Below are 17,781 nucleotides of genomic sequence, written 5' to 3'. Positions count from 1 at the left end.
GGATTGAAGATCTAATCTTAGACAATCAAGTCAAGTAACATCACTTTTTACGAACAACTGGGTAATCAGAACCATGCAGCTCCTGCACAAAGCCAGAGCCGTCGCCACTGTGCGTGATCCATACTTTCTCTTTTGCCCGCGTCATTGCTACATAGAATAAACGACGCTCTTCAGCATAAGGGAACGCGTCTGATGATTCAGTCAATGCGCCATCAATATGCAGCTGTTTCTTCTTGGTCGGGAACTGTCCTTCGTCAACACAAAGAATAATGACAAAGTCCGCCTCTTTACCTTTACTGCCGTGGCAAGTCATGAACTTGATATCAATGGAAGTGAAGATCTTCTTCCAGTCTTCCAACAACTCTGGCTTGTGGTAATGATTACGTCCAAGTAGCAACACCGATTTATTGGTTTTGCCTTTGGATTGACGGTTCAGTTGATCAAGAATCTTCTCAACTTCTTTGCTTGGCGCACTGTACACCGCCTTCTGCTTCTGTTGCTTGAAGCTGTTCAGTTCTTTCGGAATCTGAATTGGGTTTTCTTGTACAAAGCGATTAGCCACCGCACCTAACTGATTGTTAAAGCGGTAAGTCGTATCTAGGTGATGAATGGTCGAGCTTTCAAAACGATCCTTAAAGCCCGTGGTCAAATCCACATCCGCACCTGCAAACTGGTAAATCGACTGCCAGTCATCGCCTACTGCAAAAATAGAGGCTTGATGCTCGGCTTTAGACTGATTACACAGTGCTTCAACCAAGGCAAGACGATCAGGTGAGATATCTTGGTATTCATCGATCATGATGAACTTCCAAGGTGAGATAAACTTGCCCTTCTCGACATACTGAGTCGCTCGGCTGATCATGATTGAGAAGTCGATATGATTCTGTTCTTTCAGCTCCTTTTGCCACGCGGTTACACATGGCCAACACAGTGAAAGCTCGCTGTTGAGGCGCGCATAGTCTCGGTGATCAATCAGCTGTTGCTGTACTTCTTTTTTGGTTAAACCCGACGCATTCAACTGTTCTAGCTGCTTTTCAAGCCAACCGATCAATTTGAGGTTTGAAACGTGGCTACCAAGCTCATCGTCACCGGTTAAATAAGCGATTGGCCATTTAGACAAATGCTTTTGCCAACGTTTAAAGTTGGTCGGTGTCATCCAGTGCTTCTTCAACCAATCAATGCACCATGCTTGGCGTTGGTTGTCATCGAGCGCTAAAGGAGAAATAACCACACGTTCGGGTTCAACTTGATTCAGTATCTTTAAACCCAACTGGTGGAAAGTGCTGACTTGCACCTTCTCTGCTGATAAACCAATTTTGCTGTCGAGACGTTGCTTCATCTCTTCTGCCGCTTCACGACCAAAAGCGAGCAATAGCAACTCTTCAGCTTGAGCTTGATGGCTTTGCAGTAAATACGCGACGCGAGCCGTTAGAACACTGGTTTTACCCGAGCCTGCACCCGCTAAAATAAGGTTGTGATCATCATTCATCAACACCGCATATTGCTGCGATAAGTTCAGTGGTGACGACTCACATTGCGCAAACAACACTTCCCAGTTTTTTCGCTCGGTCTCTAGCCATTGCTGGTTTCTTTCAGCTTGCTTGATTTCCGTTTCAGATAACCATGACTGCATTCTTGCGATGCGGTTTGGCATGCGTTGTGCGGCCTCTTCTAGCGTCATTGTCATACTCTCTAAGCCTAAGTTGACCATATCAACCCAAGTGTTGACCTTAGAATGCGGTAGAAAGGCTGGTAATTGCTCAAGACGTGTTAATTCAGCTTCCCACTGAGGTACGTGTTCAGCCAATTGTTCACATTGAGTGTCGTGCCACTTCTGATAAGCACTAACTGACGCGCGTGCAAATTGACGGCATTGATCCCAAGGTAAGCCTTGTACTAACCAACTGCGCTGTGTTCCATCTTGTTGATTAGCAAAAAATTGTAGCGATCCCCAGAACAATCCGCGCTTTATCGCGATCTTGCCACTCCAAATAGTAAATGGGATACGCTCTTCACTGCCTACTGAAGATAACAGCAAGCGTGGACCATCAAGTTCAACCTGATGATATTCATTTTGAATAAAAAACTGTGCAGTCTTGTTAGCGCTTAGCTGCATTGGAGTGTGCTCTTAATTGGGAATATTGAATTTATATCATGATGCAATGAGAATTAATAATATCTCATATCTTATCGACGCTTTCATGACCACCTACGGGCAATTATGGATAAGTATCAAATTCTTGTGCTTGATTTCTGTTAGGATTATGGTTTTTAGTGTGTCAAGTGAGCGACTGTGGACTTTTCAGCCAAATTACGCCTCTATTGGGCGAATAAAACCATAAATTACAGCGTATTAATTCTCATCACTCTACTCGGCGTGGTGGTGCCTGCTTGGTATTATGGACAAAACACACTGATCACGCCTTTGATCTTAGGCGTTATTGCTGCGGCTCTTGCGGAAAGTGATGACAGCTTTACCGGGCGCTTGAAAGCACTCACGCTGACCTTTATCTGTTTCGCCGTTGCGGCTTTCTCTATTGAGCTTCTCTTCGATACGCCTTGGCTGTTCGCGATAGGGCTTTTTGTTTCAACCTTCTCTTTTATCATTCTCGGGGCAATTGGCCCTAAATACGCGAGTATCGCGTTTGGTTCTCTCTTGGTTGCCATCTATACCATGCTTGGTGCACACGAGAGCACCAACCTTTGGTTTCAACCGCTTCTACTGTTAACTGGCGCCGCTTGGTACTACTTCATGTCGATGATTTGGCAGATAGTGTGGCCAATGCAACCCGTGCAGCAAAACTTAGCCACGGTATTCGATCAAATCGGTAACTACATCGATTCAAAAGCGGAACTCTTCTACCCCGTTTCTGACTTGATTCCCCAGCCACACCGAATCATTGAAGCCAAACTCAACGCGAGTACCGTTAACGCACTCAACATGTGTAAAGCGACGCTGCTTAATCGCTCTAAGCGCGGACACATTGACGGCCCTAGTGACCGATTTCTTAACACCTACTTCATCGCACAAGATATTCATGAACGCGTCAGCTCTAGCCACTATCGCTATCAAGAGCTAGCAAAACACTTTGAGCGCTCTGACGTGTTGTTTAGATTTAAGTATCTACTGGAAGCGCAGGCCACTGCGTGTAAAGAAGTGGCGAGCTCGTTGAAAGTTGGCGCTGAATACCAGCATGGTGACAAGTCTGTATTGGCACTCGATGAGCTGATGTCTTCGCTCAATCATCTGCACCAACAGAATAATCCTAAATGGAAATCACTGCTGAACCAGTTGGATTACTTATTCAATAACCTAGCAACCGTTGAAAAACAGCTCTCGAATATCAGCAACCCAGATGCAGAGAAGATTGAAGAAGGTGTATTGGACGATACCAACCCTCATACTTTGACGGCAATGTGGCACAAGATCAAAGCTAACTTGCACACCGATTCTATGCTATTCCGCCACGCGATTCGCATGGCGATCACTTTGACGCTGGGCTACGGGATTATCCAGGGTTTTGATATCGAACGAGGTTATTGGATTCTACTGACGACACTGTTTGTGTGTCAGCCAAACTACAGTGCAACCCGTCAAAAACTGACGGCGCGTGTCATTGGCACGGTCGCAGGCTTATTGATCGGAGTACCGTTACTGACTTTCTTCCCGTCGCAAGAGAGCCAATTAGTGTTCATTGTGATCAGTGGCGTGATGTTCTTTGCGTTTCGAATCAATAACTACGGGTTTGCGACCGGCTTTATCACACTGCTTGTGCTCTTCTGCTTTAACCAATTAGGTGAAGGCTACGCGGTAGTATTGCCAAGGTTAGCGGATACCTTTATTGGTTGTGCTCTCGCCGTGCTTGCTGTCATTTATGTGTTGCCTGATTGGCAATCGAAGCGACTGCACAAAGTGATGGCGGATGCGCTCGATTCCAACAAGAACTATCTCGCTCAGATCATCGGCCAATACCGTGTCGGTAAGAAAGATAGCCTAAACTATCGTATCGCTCGTCGTAGCGCTCATAATAATGACGCAAACCTGACTGCCGCCATCAGTAGCATGTTGGTTGAACCGGGTAAGTACCGTACCTCTGAAGATGAGAGCTTCCGATTCTTAACACTCAATCATGCTCTGCTTAGCTATATCTCGGCTCTGGGTGCTCACAGAACGCGTATTGATGATGAAGCGACACACAAACTGGTGCTAGATGCGCACAGAGTAATCCACCAGCATCTCGACGCTCTAAATGATCAGCTCTATTCTCATAAAGAGCATTGTGAAGTGAAAAACGCTTATGACCCGGAGCTGGATAAACGTTTGAGTGAATGGCGAGAAGAAGATGAGAATTCTGTCAAAATGGTTCTACAACAGCTCCATTTGATCTATCGCATGCTTCCAGAACTGCATACCTTAGCGACCAAGTTTGCAGTTAAGGTTAAGATCGACAAGTCGTTTGAAACAGAAGCTTCTTGAGCAACAAACAAAATACCGTAAAAACAAAAAGATAACGCCAATTGCTTATCTTTTGATCATCACAAATATTTATACATTGCTTTACCCATACCCCTAATTGGGTAGAGAAATTACTTACCTACCCTTGTGCCACAAGGGTTGAAGGCGTTTTTACATTGTAGGAATTTTCTGACTTTGATTGACCAAGCCTTAACTTTTCCTAACATTTCTCGGACAAAAAACGACCACAGGAATTTATAGTTGTCTTAGTTTCAAGAAACTTCAAACATCATTTAAAATTCACTTAATCTTGTTTGATTTCCTGAATCAGTAGGCTATGCTCTAAAGAGCATATGAATTTGAACAAAGGTCACACTATGAATACACAGCAATTTGAAGCATTTAAGCAGCAAATACAGCTTCTTAGCCCACAACAATTAAAAGCACTTCAGGGTGAGATCGACGGCAACCTCGAAACAGAGAAGCTTTCTTTGCTTACTGATGAAGAGTTAAACGCGCTAAATGACCTGTTCAGTTAATAGACAGACATCACTATTTTAGCTTAAGTTCACATTTTTACCGTAAATTTCATCTGTTCATCATTGCGCTCAAAATATCGTCCGCCTAGACTCATTCCATACGTCAATAAAAGGTTCTGATATGTCGATATCTGGTATTCAATCTGGTTACGCCATTATTCAGCAATCCACCAACATGGCTGAAGAAGCCGCAATCGAGCTCAACCAAGCCTCCAAACACGCTCTAGAATCCGACGACACTTTCGAAGCTAGCGATCTCAGCTTTAATCAAATAGAGCCTGAACAAGCCATTTCCTTTAAAGACAAAGAACCTGAACCTGCTTCATCTTCAACCGATTCCTTGATTAAACTGACACAAAGCGCAAGTTATAACCGCGTTGGTGCAAGTGTGGTTGATCGTCAAAACGAAGTCATCGGTAGCCTTCTCGACATTCATATCTAAATTTCGCTCAAATACAGCCTATATTTCGCGAAACTTCGCTGCTTTTTGCTTCAACAACCACACAAACTGTAACTCATTATATCAGGCGCTTGTTTCTGGTTTATTACTCGGTAGAATCAGCGCAAACCAATTTGCTGCACAAACTTTACTTCATACTATTTATGCCAAAACTAAATCTGCATCGCCGTGACTATGTTTCTATTTTAGGAGGCGACATCTCCGCAGACGAATTAGAAAAAAAGCTTCAGCCTCATTTTGAAAAGCCAGTAAATAAGCTGACACCTAGCCCCTACCTGACAGAAAAGAATCTCACACGTCGCTGGACAGCGCTCGATAATGCAGATTCACAGCAAGAACTGCTCGACCCTCATACACAAAGTCAGTTCCAAGCTTATGAGAAAAACATTGAGCACTTTATTGGCACCGTTAAAGTCCCTGTGGGAATATCTGGCCCTTTAAGAGTCAATGGCCTATTTGCTACGGGCGATTACCTCGTACCACTCGCGACCACAGAAGCTGCGCTTGTCGCGTCTTATAACCGTGGTTCTAAGCTGATTACGGCTTGTGGTGGCGCAAGTGCTATGTTGCTCAATGAAGGCGTAACACGTACTCCTGGCTTTGCATTTCAAGGATTAGTTGAAGCCGGACAGTTTGTGGCTTGGGCTGTGACTCAGTATGACCAGTTCAAGATCTTGGCAGAATCAACAACATCACACGGCAAGCTGACCGACATTAATATCAACATCGAAGGTAACCATGTTTACTTGGTGTTCGAATTTCTAACCGGAGACGCTTCTGGTCAGAATATGGTGACCATCGCAACCAATGCCGTGTTTGAGTACATCATCGAAAATACGCCAGTTAAGCCTGACCACGCTTTCCTTGATGGCAACTTGTCAGGCGATAAGAAAGCCAATACCCAAACCTTGCGCAGCGTTCGTGGCAAAAAGGTAACTGCTGAGGTTAATATCCCTGCAGAGCTTGTCGCGAAGTACCTACACACGACACCAGAGAAGATGGTCCAGTTTGGCCAAATGACCACAGTCGGTGGCGCTTTGAGTGGTACTATCGGTATCAATGCCCATTATGCGAATGCGTTGGCGGCACTCTATATCGCTTGTGGCCAAGACGCGGCCTGTGTCGCAGAGTCAGCGATTGGTATGACGCGTATGGAACTCAACAAAGAAGGCGGTTTATACGCTAGCGTGACACTGCCTAACCTAATGGTGGGGACTGTCGGCGGTGGTACTGGCTTGCCAAGTCAAAAAGCCTGTTTAGATTTACTTGGGCTGCATGGTAACGGTAAATCACAAGCCCTAGCTGAAGTTTGTGCTGCACTGTGTTTAGCGGGTGAACTATCGATTGTGGGCGCATTTTGCGCAGGCCACTTTTCACGAGCGCACCATAAGCTAGCTCGTAAATAACCTTTATCCAATTTGGCTTGTTCGGTTTTGTCGTTCATGCAAAATCACAAGCCAACCTGAATGCGTGAGTCATAAATGGATTACTTACACTTATCTAGGGTGAGCCTTAAGCACCTCACTGCGCTGCATATTATGCTGAACACTCACAGCGTCACTCAGACCTCAGAGCAACTCTGTGTCAGCCCTTCGAGTGTAAGCAAAACCCTGTCTCAGTTGCGTGACATCCTGAATGATGAGCTTTTCTATCGAGATGGTACCAAGCTTATCCCGACTCCCTTTGCTCTGAAGATAGCGCCCACTGTTCACGCAATTCTTTCAAGCATGAATGGACTGCTTCATCAAAAGAGTTTTACCCCTCAAGAGTACCAAGGCAGTTTTTCACTTTCGATGCGTGAAAGTACTTTCGAAGTATTTGCCTCAAAGATCAGTAAAATTACCACTGAGCTCGCGCCAAGCGCGAAGCTCAACATCTATTCGAAACAACAGCTCGGCTTCGATGCTTTACTCAGTGGCAAGGTCAATTTGATCTTGTTGCCTCATGATATATCTCAGCCGCCGACCGATAACAAAGAGCTGGTTTGGGAAACAATTCTTCCAGATGAAATGGTTTGTTTGATGGGCGCACACAACCCTCTCGCTCAGCAAGAACTGACAGTGGAAGGCTACTTAGATTACAAGCACATTGGGATTTTAGATAACGAACTGTCTCAGCCTTACTTTGAACAAAACTTGGTTCAATGCCACCAACCAAGAGAGATGGCAATATCGGTCGCGGACTTCGGCGCTGCGGCTGTGTTGTGTCACCACACACCTTTCCTGTTCACTTGCTCTAAACAGTGGGCTGAGCATGCTAAACAAGCTCAGGGCTTAGTGAGCAAGCCCTTGCCTTTTGATTACGGTAAGGTGGCGTACAGCTTGGTGTGGAATAAACCCAACATGAATGATCAAGCGATCAAATGGTTGTGTGACCTGTTTTTAGAAGCTTAATATTTTTAGAGACTTAATATCTTTAGAAAGTTAACGTTCTTAGAAGCCTGATTGACCGCCTAAGAAATCTAAAGACTAGGTATAAACCTCAGGAGTTTGCATCGGTCTTTGAACTATGGTGTAGAGCTTATCGTGAAAGCTCTGCATCTGTTTTTCGGTGCATTTCGGCCAATCTAACGCGTCGCCAATGACACCATGATGCTGAAACGCATTCAGCCGAATTCGAATATCACTTGGTAGAGTCTTCAAGTAACGCCCCACTTGTTCAATTTCGTCCTCAAGATCGCTTTTATTTGGGATATGTAGCAACCTAACTTCGTGCAGTTTTCCTTTATCTGCTAAGTAGTTAATGGTTTCAAACACCCTATGATTACCTCTACCCACTAACCATTGATGTGTTTCCGATTGCCATGATTTTAGGTCAATCATCGCGCCATCAAGATAAGGCAACACCTTGTCCCACCCTTGAAGTGACAGCGAACCATTACTATCAATAAAACACGTGAGATGCGCTAACTGTGAATCACGTTTAATCGCTTGAAACAGCTCTATGATAAACGGCAACTGCATGGTCGCTTCACCGCCAGAAACGGTAATGCCACTCAAGAAAAACTGATTATGCCTGACAAGCTCCAGAACCTCTGAGACCGTCATTGTGGTAATTTTCGGGCTCGACTTATGATCGCAGACATCAATGCACTGATCGCAATTCGTACAGGCTGCTGGGTCCCACTTCACTTTGCCATCAATAAGACTCAGAGCACTGCTCGGACAGCCGCTAATGCAGTCACCACAATGGTTACAGTGATTAATTGTGTGTGGGTTGTGGCAAGTAATACAGTCAAAGTTGCAGCCCTGAAGAAACAGCACCAAGCGGTTTCCCGGGCCGTCAACACAAGAAAAGGTCAGCACACGGCTGACCTTCGCTTGTTTTTCTGTCTTATTATTTTTAACCCTAGCCATTTGAGTTGTTAGATCAGAAATTTTCATAATTCACATTGTTCGTATTCGAAACGCATAACACACATTAAAGCTATTCGTATGTCGGCGACATCTCTAAACTCACCACGCGTGGTTTACGCTCTAATATGCCCGTGTTCTTCGCAGCTTCGGCACCTAAAAAGGTGGTATTGGTGCGTGAGCCTTGCTCGTCATATTTGGCAATGTCAGATAGCTTAATCATGTAACCCGTGACACGAACCAAATCATTTGATGCAACGTTAGCCGTGAACTCTCGGTAACCCGCTTGAATCGCGCCTTTACACAGGTTAAACATCGCTTCAGGGTTAGATTTCACTGTTTCGTCGATGGTCAGAATGTCACTGATGCCCGAGGTGTAGAACTTATGGTGACCCGCGGTTGCACGAACGTAAGAGACAGGATCCGGTTCGGTACCATAAGGAATACGGACACCCGGCGTCACATCTTCATCTAAGCTAATACCGCCTTGAGCATGCAGCAGAGCTTTACCTTCTAATCCATATTTCACTTCAGAGCGTTCAACGATCTCAGCCAGCTTTTCAGAGATACGATGACCAAGCTGATTCGCCAGTTCATCGTGACCATAACGCCCTGCTTGACCTTCTTTCTCCAACAAGATGTTGACTGCTTCCGCCATGCCGTAAATACCAAACATTGGCGCAAAGCGATCCTCTTCGATCAAACCTTCTTTGGTTAAGAAGCCTTCGAAGAAGTTAGACTCTTCATGCAAGAAGCGGCTTCGAACGTTCATCAACTCAACCATGATGCCACTGTAGTTCGGCAATACTTGTTGTAAGAAATCAGCACTGTCCTCAGACTTCAACGCCACTTGCTTAAGGTTCATACGCACCAAGGTGTTTGAACCACCCGCTAACGGCAGAGAGTTGTAGCAGCTCACAATACCAAAACGCTTATCGCCGTAAGCCTCGGCATGCGCTGGATAGTTTGCAATATGTGGTTTACTGCATTCACAGATGTTGCTCGCCGCATGACGAAGTAGATCATCAGGTGTCACGGCTGGGTCGTACATAAAGGTTAAGTTTGGCGCGATCTGCTTCAATTCAGCGTCTACACGTAAAATCGTACGGCAGATAATGTTGTCTGTCGGGCCGATATTCACATGCATAAAGGCGTCTGGCAGTGTGCGATCCAACATGATCCAGAACAGCTTAATCTTTTGGTATACCTGCTCTTCTGTTAAGTCGCCCACGAAAGGCATCAACACATCATCCAACTGACCTAGGTAAACCGGAATTGAAGTGACAGACGGAACATGGTGGTAAAGGATGGTAAGCATGTTCAATGCTTCATCGAAGTTGGTTGCCGCGCTAAGCTCTAAATACTCTGAGCCTTGATGTAAGTATTTAGAATAATCTGGAAGTACATAGCGCGGCTTAAATGGGGCGTGCCCTTCAAACATGTCACACAGCACACCTTGTTGTAAGGCTTGCTCTACTTCTTTGCTTACCGGCATATACGGTAAGCTGGCTTCAGCTTCTAAGGCAAGATAGCTCGACTTCTGTTTTGGTGACAGGTTGGCATCTGAAATGATATTGCTAAAGCGTTGTTGTTGCTCTGAAAGTGGTGAAGAAGTAGATGACGCAGATTGGTGGCTCATGATTAAACCCTTAGTGTTGTTATGGGCTTATTTTATATCTCACCGTTATATTTCCACTAATGAAATGTATGCAAGACTACATTTCCAAAATGGAAATAAATAATTTGTAAATTAGCGGTGTTGAGTGTTCTATGAGCGAGATGAGAAACAGAGAAATAGAGAAATAGAGAAATAGAGAAATAGAGAAATAGAGAAACCAGAGTTAGTAGTGAAGAAATGAGAAAGCGCTAATTCGTTCTGTTTAAAACGATAGCGCCAAAAAGAGAAAACCCACATAACTAACGTTAGAGTCGTTAATGTGGGTTTAGTAGTTTAAATGAGCATTCTGAATGCTAGCTCAAGGCATACACACGATTACAGATCTGGAAGCGCTTGTTTACGTCCAACACCCATTAATACCTTTAACTCTCCTTGTGGAGTGTCAATCGAGAACGGTGTAGAGACTTCAACTACTGCAAAGCCCGCTGCACTCAATACATTTTCTGAGCGCTGTTGGCTTACACCGTAGTCTTCACTGTCGCTTTCCAAGTACCAATCCCAGTGTACAAACGTACCGTCGTTTTCAAGCAGCGTGTAAATCAGACTGACTGTGTCTTGTAGGTTCGGGATAAAACCACACACCGAAGAGGCTACCACTAGGTCAAACTGGTTTCTGAATGCTGGATGCTGCGCTGCAAGTCCGCGCGATAAAATATCAACTACCGGTTCAACGTTAGGTAACTCTTTCTTATCTAACTCTTCAATCATCCCTTCAGAGATATCAAGTGCGATGATCTCTTTTGCTAAAGGAGATATTTTCTGGCTGAGTAGTCCTGTACCACAACCAAAATCAAGGACACGGGTTCCGTTTAAATCAACGAGCTGTGTTAACTGGTCAAATACGGATTGTGCGAATACTGCAGTTGCGGGATCTTTATCCCAATCAACGGCGTATTCGTCCCATTGTTTCGCCATCATGGCCTCCATCTTTACTTCTTGTAGGTTCGGAACTTCCCCAGAGTAAACCAAATTAGTCAATTCGTCATAGAGTTATCATGCAAAGATGGACTATTTCTAAGATAGTCAGCACAATATTCAGATAATATGCACCAACCCCCGCTCAATATGGAAATGAAATGAACCTTTCTCAAGTCCAAGCCTTTTGTTCCGTTGCTGATTTAGGATCAGTTTCTGAAGCTGCACGCCAGTTAGAATGCAACCGAACCAAACTCAGCATGTCGATTAAAGCCTTGGAAAAAGAGTTAGATGTCGAGCTGTTCGTCCGCAGCGGAAACCACGTTGAGCTTTCAGAAGCGGGTAAAGCGATTTACAAAGATTGCGAAGGCATGTTGGTGACAGCCGCGCGTATTAAACAAACCTGCTTGCATGTTTCGGGCGAATTCAACGCAGAAATTTGGATAGCACGAGATGACTCCCTACCCGATGAAATGTGGCAGGACTTATCTCACGCCTTAAATAACAAGTACCCTTCTACCTCATTCAACTTCGTTCTCGCATCGAGCGGTGACTTAGCTAACCTAGTTGAAACTCAGCAAGTCGACTTCGCATTTGGTGTCGATTACGAACGCGTCGATGACCCAAGAATTATCTACAACCCGCTTGGTAAGATTCGAATGATGTCTGTATGTAAGAAAGGACATGATTTGAGTGCGATGCGACGAGTGTCTGATGAAGTACTGAGAAATTCGATGCAAGCAACCATGGTTTATCTTAATGAAAAGGATAATCCTGAGCTTGAGCCCTTCTCGCGTCGTTACATTGGCTTCTCTAGCTTCGACTTTATGTTGGATACGATTCTACGTGAAGAAGCATGGGGCGTAATGCCTGAGCCATTGATTCGCCATTTACTGCGTGAACAAGAGCTTGCCGTGATCAAACACACCTACGGTTTAACACAAGAAGACTACTGTATGTTTACCGCGGCTGGCATGGCAGAGCACCCAGGAATGAATTGGTTGGCCGACCAGCTTAGTGATTATTTGTTTGATTTCTAGCTCGCGCTTATTGCTTATCGTCGATAACAAAGGGAAAAACCACAAACAGCACTACTCCTAAAAGACCATCACGTGATCCACTAAATAGCGTCCGTCTTCTTCAACCAATACCATTTCAGCGACAAACTCACCTTTGGCGATGGTGTAAGCTTGTTTCCACACAAAGGCGATGGAGTCTGAACGTCTAAATAAAGCAACTTGCTCACGCTCAGCAAAAAAGCCATTACTGTGCTGATAATGGTGACACACCTTTTCTAAATATTCTGGCGTAACAATGTCTTTCATCCTTTGAGTAAAATCTCGACAGTGCTGTTCATGATCAACCTTAGTTGAACCATCCATCAGATTATCCATGATCGGGTTAGCAATCGCCCACAACTCATTATCACTGATATCGTCAAACTTCATATTGATTCACTCCTTGTCCATCGCAGTCGCAGTCAAATCTAGAAGACCAATAAGACCTTAGCGACTAATGTGTTTTATTAATCATAAACGATCCTATTTCAGTTGCACACCATCACCAAAAAACACTCAACGTCAACTTTATTGACACCACACCCTGATCTTAAGTAACTGAATTTTATTGATTTATATGTTCGAATTAAATAAGACATATAAACATCATCAGATAAAGTTTGTAAAGTTAGCTCATTATTAGAACAATGAAGTTATCAAAAACATCTGGAAAATATTATGTGTGACAGGAAAAGCCAAAACGAAAATCGAGTACTATTGTTCTCAGCCCTTTTAGCATCAGGCTTCGCAATTGGCGGATTGGTGTTGGGTCTTCTCGTTGGCTCTCTGGTCATAGTGTTTGACGGTGTCTATTCTCTTATCAGCTTACTGTTAACTTTATTGTCACTAGCTGCGTCGAAATACATCAATCGCCCTTCGGACACTGAGTTCCCGTTTGGTCGAGCTATCATCGAGCCGATTGTGATTGCGATTAAAGCCGTTGTGATTCTTCTTGTGGTTGGTTATTCACTTTACTCTGCGATTGGTGCCCTAATGACGGGTGGCCGTGAAGTTGATGCTTCTATCGCAACTCTGTTTGGTATTTTCAACGTACTGGGTTGTGGTTACGCTTGGTGGTACATCGCGAATAAGAGTAAACGTATTTCTTCAGGTCTGATTCAGGCTGAGTCTAAACAGTGGCAAATGGATACGCTACTGAGTGTAGCGGTAACCGCGGGTTTCGTAGCGGCTTGGTTAATTACTTTTTCTCCGCTTGCAGAATACGCAGTGTATGCCGACCCAATGATGATGTTGCTAATGTCTTTCTACTTCATCAAAGTGCCTTTCGACATGTTACGTGAGGCGATGCGCGAACTGCTTATGATGTCGGCAAACAAAGATATTTGTGATGCGGTAGATAAGAACGTTGTCGCGGTAGACAAAGAAGCGGATCAAGATTTAGAGCTGATGGGTGTGACTAAGGTTGGTCCAGAATTACGAATCAATGTTGATATTCATACCAACGACCAACAAGCGATTGCGGTCGATGATATTGAACGTACGCGCCGCCAACTTAAGCGACGCCTATCGAAGATGCCATATGAGCTTCAATTGAACCTCAATGTCGCGAGCTAAGTTTTCACCTAGCAAATAACGCTGGAACATAAGCGCAAATTAAGACTGAGATTGAACCTTTATAGAAGCCGACGCCTTTGCCGTCGGCTTTTCTCTTGTTACCCACCAGCAAGCCAGTGAACCAACGGTTACCATACATACGCCCTGCCAAAACGTCATGGTCAATGACAAGCCCAAAATCACCGAGGAAAGTAGTGTCGCGAAGATTGGCGTAAAGTACGACATGGTTGCCAAAAACACCATGTTGCCACCAAGAATCGCCGTGTTCCAAAGTGCGTAGCCTGCCCCCATGCAAGCGCCAGCTAGCGCTAAATCAATCGCCGCACTCGTTGTCATCACCATGCCGGTTTCATCACTCAATGCGTATTTGATCCACAGAGTGATCGCCGTAGCGATAAAGAAAAGTACAATCGCATTCTGCCCTTTCGCGACACGCTGGGTGTAGTTACAGTAAACAGCCCAAATAATCGCACCGAAAAACGCCATAGAATAGGTTTTAGGGTTGGTCGCAATGTTGGCAGCAATTTGGTCGACAGAGAGACCTTGGTCACCGCTGATGCTCCAAGCCACACCAAAGAATGCCAAGAAGATACTTGGATAAACCAGCCAGTTAATCTTCTTGTCGCTCAGCAGCACCGCAAATAACACCGTCAGTGCCGGCCATAGATAGTTGATTACCGCCATCTCTATCGCTTGATGTCGGCTGTTCGCCATTCCCAACGCCAAAGCCAAGAAGATCTCATAACAAACGAACAAGGCGCCGCCAATCAGCAAGTAAGACTTAGAAAAGCGTGAAAACTTAGGTAGCCCCATAACACAGACCAACAACAGCGAACTCACCGTATAAAGACTGGCCGCACCACCAATTGGACCTAGCTGTTCTGAGACGCTACGAGACAGAGCAATCAAGCAGCTCCATAGTAAAATGGCGATAATACCGTAGCAGCTATAACGATGAGATTTCAGCACACCTTTTCCTTTATCTGTTTTGATGGTCACTCTATGGTAAAACCAAGTTCAAAATAATTGGCCGAGTACATTTTCGTACTCGGCCATCAACACTTTGTTTACAAAGTATCTATCAATCTACGAAGCATCAATCAATTAACAAATCATTGGTCAATTAACGAAACGCCAATCAATTTACAAAGCATTGGTCGATTAAAGAAATCAACCGATTATGATTGTGTATTCGCTAGTGGCGGTCAGTTGTTAACTATTCACTAAGCCAGCAGTAGAGCTTGCAGGTCAGCCAGAGACTTAACCTGATAATGAGGGTTAATTCCGGCTGGCGTTGCCTTTTCTTGACTATTTAACCAACAGGTTTCAATACCAAAATCTAATCCGCCTAGAATATCGGAATGTGGGTTATCTCCGACCATCAATACTCGTTGCTTAGATGGTAACCCGATCAGCTTATGGGCATATTCAAAAATTTGTGCATCCGGTTTGGCTACCCCAACCTCTTCAGAAATTATCACGTGCTCAAAGTAATCCGTCATTCCTGTACGCTCTAAACGAATTGACTGCAGCTCTGTAAAACCGTTAGTGATGATGCCCATGTTCACTTTGCCTTTTAAAGACTCCATCAACTCTTGTGCACCCGGTAATAAAGAGCAGATATCCGCCATCGCTGTTAAGAATGCACTGTTTAAAGCAGCGGTTGTTGTCTCTAATTTCTCAGCCCAGCTTTCGAAGCGCGTGTGTTTCAGTTGATCAGCCGTAATGCGACCATCTTGATAGTCTACCCATAGTGGTAAATTAACCTCTTGGTAAACCGAATAATCCTGTTCACTAAAGTCCACACCAAAACGGGAGAACATCAGCTTCATTCCTTGAAAAGCATCAAAGTGGAACAAGGTTTCATCCGCATCAAAGAATATCCAATCGTACTTCATTTTCTGTCCTGTTATTCGCGTTGTTGAGCAGTGCTGTGTTTGTTTTTATCGTAGTTTTGCTTAATTTTTCTCTTCGCCTTGTAGGCTGGCAATCACTTTACTCGTAAATCTGTGAGCCTGTATATAAATCTAATAATTTATAGAAAACAAGCCGCAAGTCATGATGTATCGCAAATTTTGCCACATATTAAACCAATACCATACAATAAATACACTTAGGTACCGGGAGGTACTATGAAGCACTTTTTACCATCGTCTGTCATGCTTACCCCTTTTCTTGTCAAATACTATGACGAGGAGTCAGAAGACACGCTTGATTCTGAAGAGTCACAAGAACCTGAAATTGAATGCAGCGATGACTCAGATAAAACGTCGACACCAGCCTAACTAGAAGAGTTTTCAATGAAAAACCTTATTTTTCATTGTTATAGAGCTCCATACTGTCTCTAATTTAGTCGATTTATCGCGATCTATTACTGACAATCAACACAGCCAAAAACCATGAAAACGATTGCTATATGAGCCCTATCACAACGACTAGCCACAAAGTGGTAGTTCGAATTCAAAGTTGTTCCAGATCAATGGTCGACCACTTGAATGCCGACAACATGTAGGAAATTAAAAATCATAATTAACGGAGTTTTCCAATGTCTACTGCATTTTACATCCCTACAATCAACTTCATGGGTACTGGCTGTCTGAAGGATGCTGCTGATAGTATTCAGTCTCAAGGCTTTAAAAAAGGTCTGATCGTAACTGATAAGATCTTGAATCAAATTGGTGTAGTTAAGCAGGTACAAGACCTTCTTAGCCAGCGAGGCGTAGACGCAGTTGTATTCGATGGCACTCAACCAAACCCAACCATCACGAACGTTAACGATGGTCTTGAATTGCTGACTGACAACGATTGTGATTTCGTTGTTTCTCTAGGTGGCGGTTCTCCACACGATTGTGCAAAAGGCATTGCTCTGGTTGCTTCTAACGGCGGCAAGATTGCAGACTACGAAGGCGTAGACCAATCTGAAAAGCCAATGATGCCTCTTATCGCTATCAACACTACGGCTGGTACAGCATCAGAAATGACACGCTTCTGCATCATCACTGATGAGGAACGTCACATTAAAATGGCGATCGTTGACAAGCACACAACACCGCTTATTTCAGTAAACGATCCTGAACTAATGCTTGCTAAGCCTGCATCACTGACTGCTGCAACAGGTATGGATGCGCTAACACACGCAATCGAAGCTTACGTTTCTATCGCAGCGACACCAATTACAGACGCTGTAGCGATTAAAGCCATTGAACTTGTACAAGCTCACCTAAGAACGGCAGTAGCGCACGGCGAAGACATTGAAGCACGTGAACAAATGGCTTACGCACAGTTCATGGCGGGTATGGCGTTCAACAACGCGTCACTAGGTTATGTTCATGCGATGGCGCATCAGCTAGGCGGCTTCTACGATCTTCCACACGGTGTGTGTAATGCTATCTTGCTACCACACGTTCAACGCTACAACGCGCAAGTTTGTCCTGAGCGTCTACGTGATGTTGCAAAAGCAATGGGCGTTAACGTTGAAGGTATGTCACCAGAGCAAGGCGCAGAAGCTGCGATCAACGCAATTGTTCAACTAGCAAATGACGTGAACATCCCAACAGGTATCGCGCAACTTGGTGCAAAGCTAGAAGATATCCCTACTCTGTCTGACAACGCACTGAAAGACGCATGTGGTTTTACTAATCCTAAACAAGCGACCCACGAAGAAATCTCTGCGATTTTCGAAGCGGCAATGTAATCTGCCATTAAGTCACTTATAAACTTATCGACAAACGGGCTCACCTACTGAGC

General features: G+C 44.4%; 16 protein-coding genes. 9 read left to right on the top strand and 7 right to left on the bottom strand.

The genetic code is table 11. The features are described 5' to 3' along the window. Positions 1-40 precede the first annotated feature (40 nt). A complete protein-coding gene (gene helD, locus AB4486_RS09670; RefSeq protein WP_372100269.1) occupies positions 41-2,116 on the bottom strand; it encodes a DNA helicase IV in 2,076 nt (691 codons plus the stop codon). Between the two features lie 177 nt (positions 2,117-2,293). Between helD and yccS the strand changes: the two genes are divergently transcribed. The 5 genes from yccS (at position 2,294) to AB4486_RS09645 (ending at position 7,848) form a co-directional block, all read left to right on the top strand. Then, on the top strand, positions 2,294-4,477 hold the full coding sequence (yccS, locus tag AB4486_RS09665; protein WP_017060891.1) for a YccS family putative transporter: 2,184 nt from the start codon (positions 2,294-2,296) through the stop codon (positions 4,475-4,477). Between the two features lie 332 nt (positions 4,478-4,809). After that, a complete protein-coding gene (locus AB4486_RS09660; RefSeq protein WP_372058273.1) occupies positions 4,810-4,995 on the top strand; it encodes a hypothetical protein in 186 nt (61 codons plus the stop codon). A 121-nt stretch (positions 4,996-5,116) separates the two neighbouring features. Beyond that, positions 5,117-5,437, top strand: a complete 321-nt coding sequence (locus tag AB4486_RS09655; protein ID WP_102332914.1) for a hypothetical protein — start codon at positions 5,117-5,119, stop codon at positions 5,435-5,437. A gap of 161 nt (positions 5,438-5,598) precedes the next feature. Further along, the gene (locus AB4486_RS09650; RefSeq protein ID WP_029235254.1) at positions 5,599-6,861 is read left to right on the top strand and encodes a hydroxymethylglutaryl-CoA reductase; all 1,263 of its coding nucleotides are present in this window, start codon (positions 5,599-5,601) and stop codon (positions 6,859-6,861) included. Positions 6,862-6,936: 75 nt separating this feature from the next. Next, a complete protein-coding gene (locus AB4486_RS09645; protein WP_372058275.1) occupies positions 6,937-7,848 on the top strand; it encodes a LysR family transcriptional regulator in 912 nt (303 codons plus the stop codon). Positions 7,849-7,923: 75 nt separating this feature from the next. Here the strand turns inward: AB4486_RS09645 and AB4486_RS09640 are convergent, their stop codons facing one another. From AB4486_RS09640 to AB4486_RS09630, 3 genes are all read right to left on the bottom strand, one after another. Continuing rightward, positions 7,924-8,838: a YjjW family glycine radical enzyme activase gene (locus AB4486_RS09640; protein WP_017060896.1), complete on the bottom strand. Its 915-nt coding sequence runs from the start codon at positions 8,836-8,838 to the stop codon at positions 7,924-7,926. A gap of 43 nt (positions 8,839-8,881) precedes the next feature. After that, positions 8,882-10,447: a YjjI family glycine radical enzyme gene (locus AB4486_RS09635; RefSeq protein ID WP_372117020.1), complete on the bottom strand. Its 1,566-nt coding sequence runs from the start codon at positions 10,445-10,447 to the stop codon at positions 8,882-8,884. Between the two features lie 354 nt (positions 10,448-10,801). After that, a complete protein-coding gene (locus AB4486_RS09630) occupies positions 10,802-11,401 on the bottom strand; it encodes a class I SAM-dependent methyltransferase (RefSeq protein WP_017064785.1) in 600 nt (199 codons plus the stop codon). A gap of 161 nt (positions 11,402-11,562) precedes the next feature. On the opposite strand from AB4486_RS09630, the gene AB4486_RS09625 reads away from it, so the two are divergent. Further along, positions 11,563-12,441 (top strand): LysR family transcriptional regulator, encoded by an 879-nt coding sequence (locus tag AB4486_RS09625; RefSeq protein ID WP_016797108.1) that lies wholly within the window; start codon positions 11,563-11,565, stop codon positions 12,439-12,441. Positions 12,442-12,498: 57 nt separating this feature from the next. Here AB4486_RS09625 and AB4486_RS09620 read toward each other — a convergent pair whose 3' ends face one another. Continuing rightward, positions 12,499-12,849, bottom strand: a complete 351-nt coding sequence (locus tag AB4486_RS09620) for a hypothetical protein (RefSeq protein ID WP_017060899.1) — start codon at positions 12,847-12,849, stop codon at positions 12,499-12,501. A gap of 288 nt (positions 12,850-13,137) precedes the next feature. On the opposite strand from AB4486_RS09620, the gene AB4486_RS09615 reads away from it, so the two are divergent. Continuing rightward, positions 13,138-14,034, top strand: a complete 897-nt coding sequence (locus AB4486_RS09615; protein ID WP_372117019.1) for a cation diffusion facilitator family transporter — start codon at positions 13,138-13,140, stop codon at positions 14,032-14,034. 39 nt (positions 14,035-14,073) lie between these two features. Here the strand turns inward: AB4486_RS09615 and yddG are convergent, their stop codons facing one another. Then, entirely contained in the window at positions 14,074-15,003 is a 930-nt protein-coding gene (gene yddG, locus AB4486_RS09610; RefSeq protein ID WP_229647750.1) for an aromatic amino acid DMT transporter YddG, read from the bottom strand. 254 nt (positions 15,004-15,257) lie between these two features. Beyond that, the gene (gene yjjG, locus AB4486_RS09605) at positions 15,258-15,932 is read right to left on the bottom strand and encodes a pyrimidine 5'-nucleotidase (RefSeq protein ID WP_372107258.1); all 675 of its coding nucleotides are present in this window, start codon (positions 15,930-15,932) and stop codon (positions 15,258-15,260) included. Positions 15,933-16,166: 234 nt separating this feature from the next. Here yjjG and AB4486_RS09600 point away from each other — a divergent pair, with 234 nt between their 5' ends. Both AB4486_RS09600 and yiaY read left to right on the top strand, forming a co-directional pair. Beyond that, complete coding sequence (locus tag AB4486_RS09600) at positions 16,167-16,319, top strand: hypothetical protein (protein WP_017060903.1); 153 nt, start codon at positions 16,167-16,169, stop codon at positions 16,317-16,319. 260 nt (positions 16,320-16,579) lie between these two features. Beyond that, positions 16,580-17,728, top strand: coding sequence for an L-threonine dehydrogenase (gene yiaY, locus AB4486_RS09595; RefSeq protein WP_017060904.1), 1,149 nt, complete (start codon positions 16,580-16,582; stop codon positions 17,726-17,728). Positions 17,729-17,781: the final 53 nt, after the last annotated feature.

The sequence above is a fragment of the Vibrio sp. 10N.222.55.C6 genome (assembly GCF_041473395.1).
In the GTDB taxonomy this organism is placed as follows: domain Bacteria; phylum Pseudomonadota; class Gammaproteobacteria; order Enterobacterales; family Vibrionaceae; genus Vibrio; species Vibrio crassostreae_C.
This window is presented reverse-complemented; position numbering and strand designations above follow the sequence as displayed.

Bases quoted from the DNA above. Each gene is read 5' to 3' on its own strand.
- AB4486_RS09615 (WP_372117019.1), top strand. From the start codon at position 13,138: ATGTGTGACAGGAAAAGCCAAAACGAAAATCGAGTACTATTGTTCTCA.
- AB4486_RS09630 (WP_017064785.1), bottom strand. From the start codon at position 11,401: ATGGCGAAACAATGGGACGAATACGCCGTTGATTGGGATAAAGATCCC.
- AB4486_RS09655 (WP_102332914.1), top strand. From the start codon at position 5,117: ATGTCGATATCTGGTATTCAATCTGGTTACGCCATTATTCAGCAATCC.
- AB4486_RS09650 (WP_029235254.1), top strand. From the start codon at position 5,599: ATGCCAAAACTAAATCTGCATCGCCGTGACTATGTTTCTATTTTAGGA.
- yiaY (WP_017060904.1), top strand. From the start codon at position 16,580: ATGTCTACTGCATTTTACATCCCTACAATCAACTTCATGGGTACTGGC.
- AB4486_RS09600 (WP_017060903.1), top strand. From the start codon at position 16,167: ATGAAGCACTTTTTACCATCGTCTGTCATGCTTACCCCTTTTCTTGTC.
- yjjG (WP_372107258.1), bottom strand. From the start codon at position 15,932: ATGAAGTACGATTGGATATTCTTTGATGCGGATGAAACCTTGTTCCAC.
- AB4486_RS09625 (WP_016797108.1), top strand. From the start codon at position 11,563: ATGAACCTTTCTCAAGTCCAAGCCTTTTGTTCCGTTGCTGATTTAGGA.
- AB4486_RS09635 (WP_372117020.1), bottom strand. From the start codon at position 10,447: ATGAGCCACCAATCTGCGTCATCTACTTCTTCACCACTTTCAGAGCAA.
- AB4486_RS09620 (WP_017060899.1), bottom strand. From the start codon at position 12,849: ATGAAGTTTGACGATATCAGTGATAATGAGTTGTGGGCGATTGCTAAC.
- AB4486_RS09660 (WP_372058273.1), top strand. From the start codon at position 4,810: ATGAATTTGAACAAAGGTCACACTATGAATACACAGCAATTTGAAGCA.
- helD (WP_372100269.1), bottom strand. From the start codon at position 2,116: ATGCAGCTAAGCGCTAACAAGACTGCACAGTTTTTTATTCAAAATGAA.
- AB4486_RS09645 (WP_372058275.1), top strand. From the start codon at position 6,937: ATGGATTACTTACACTTATCTAGGGTGAGCCTTAAGCACCTCACTGCG.
- AB4486_RS09640 (WP_017060896.1), bottom strand. From the start codon at position 8,838: ATGAAAATTTCTGATCTAACAACTCAAATGGCTAGGGTTAAAAATAAT.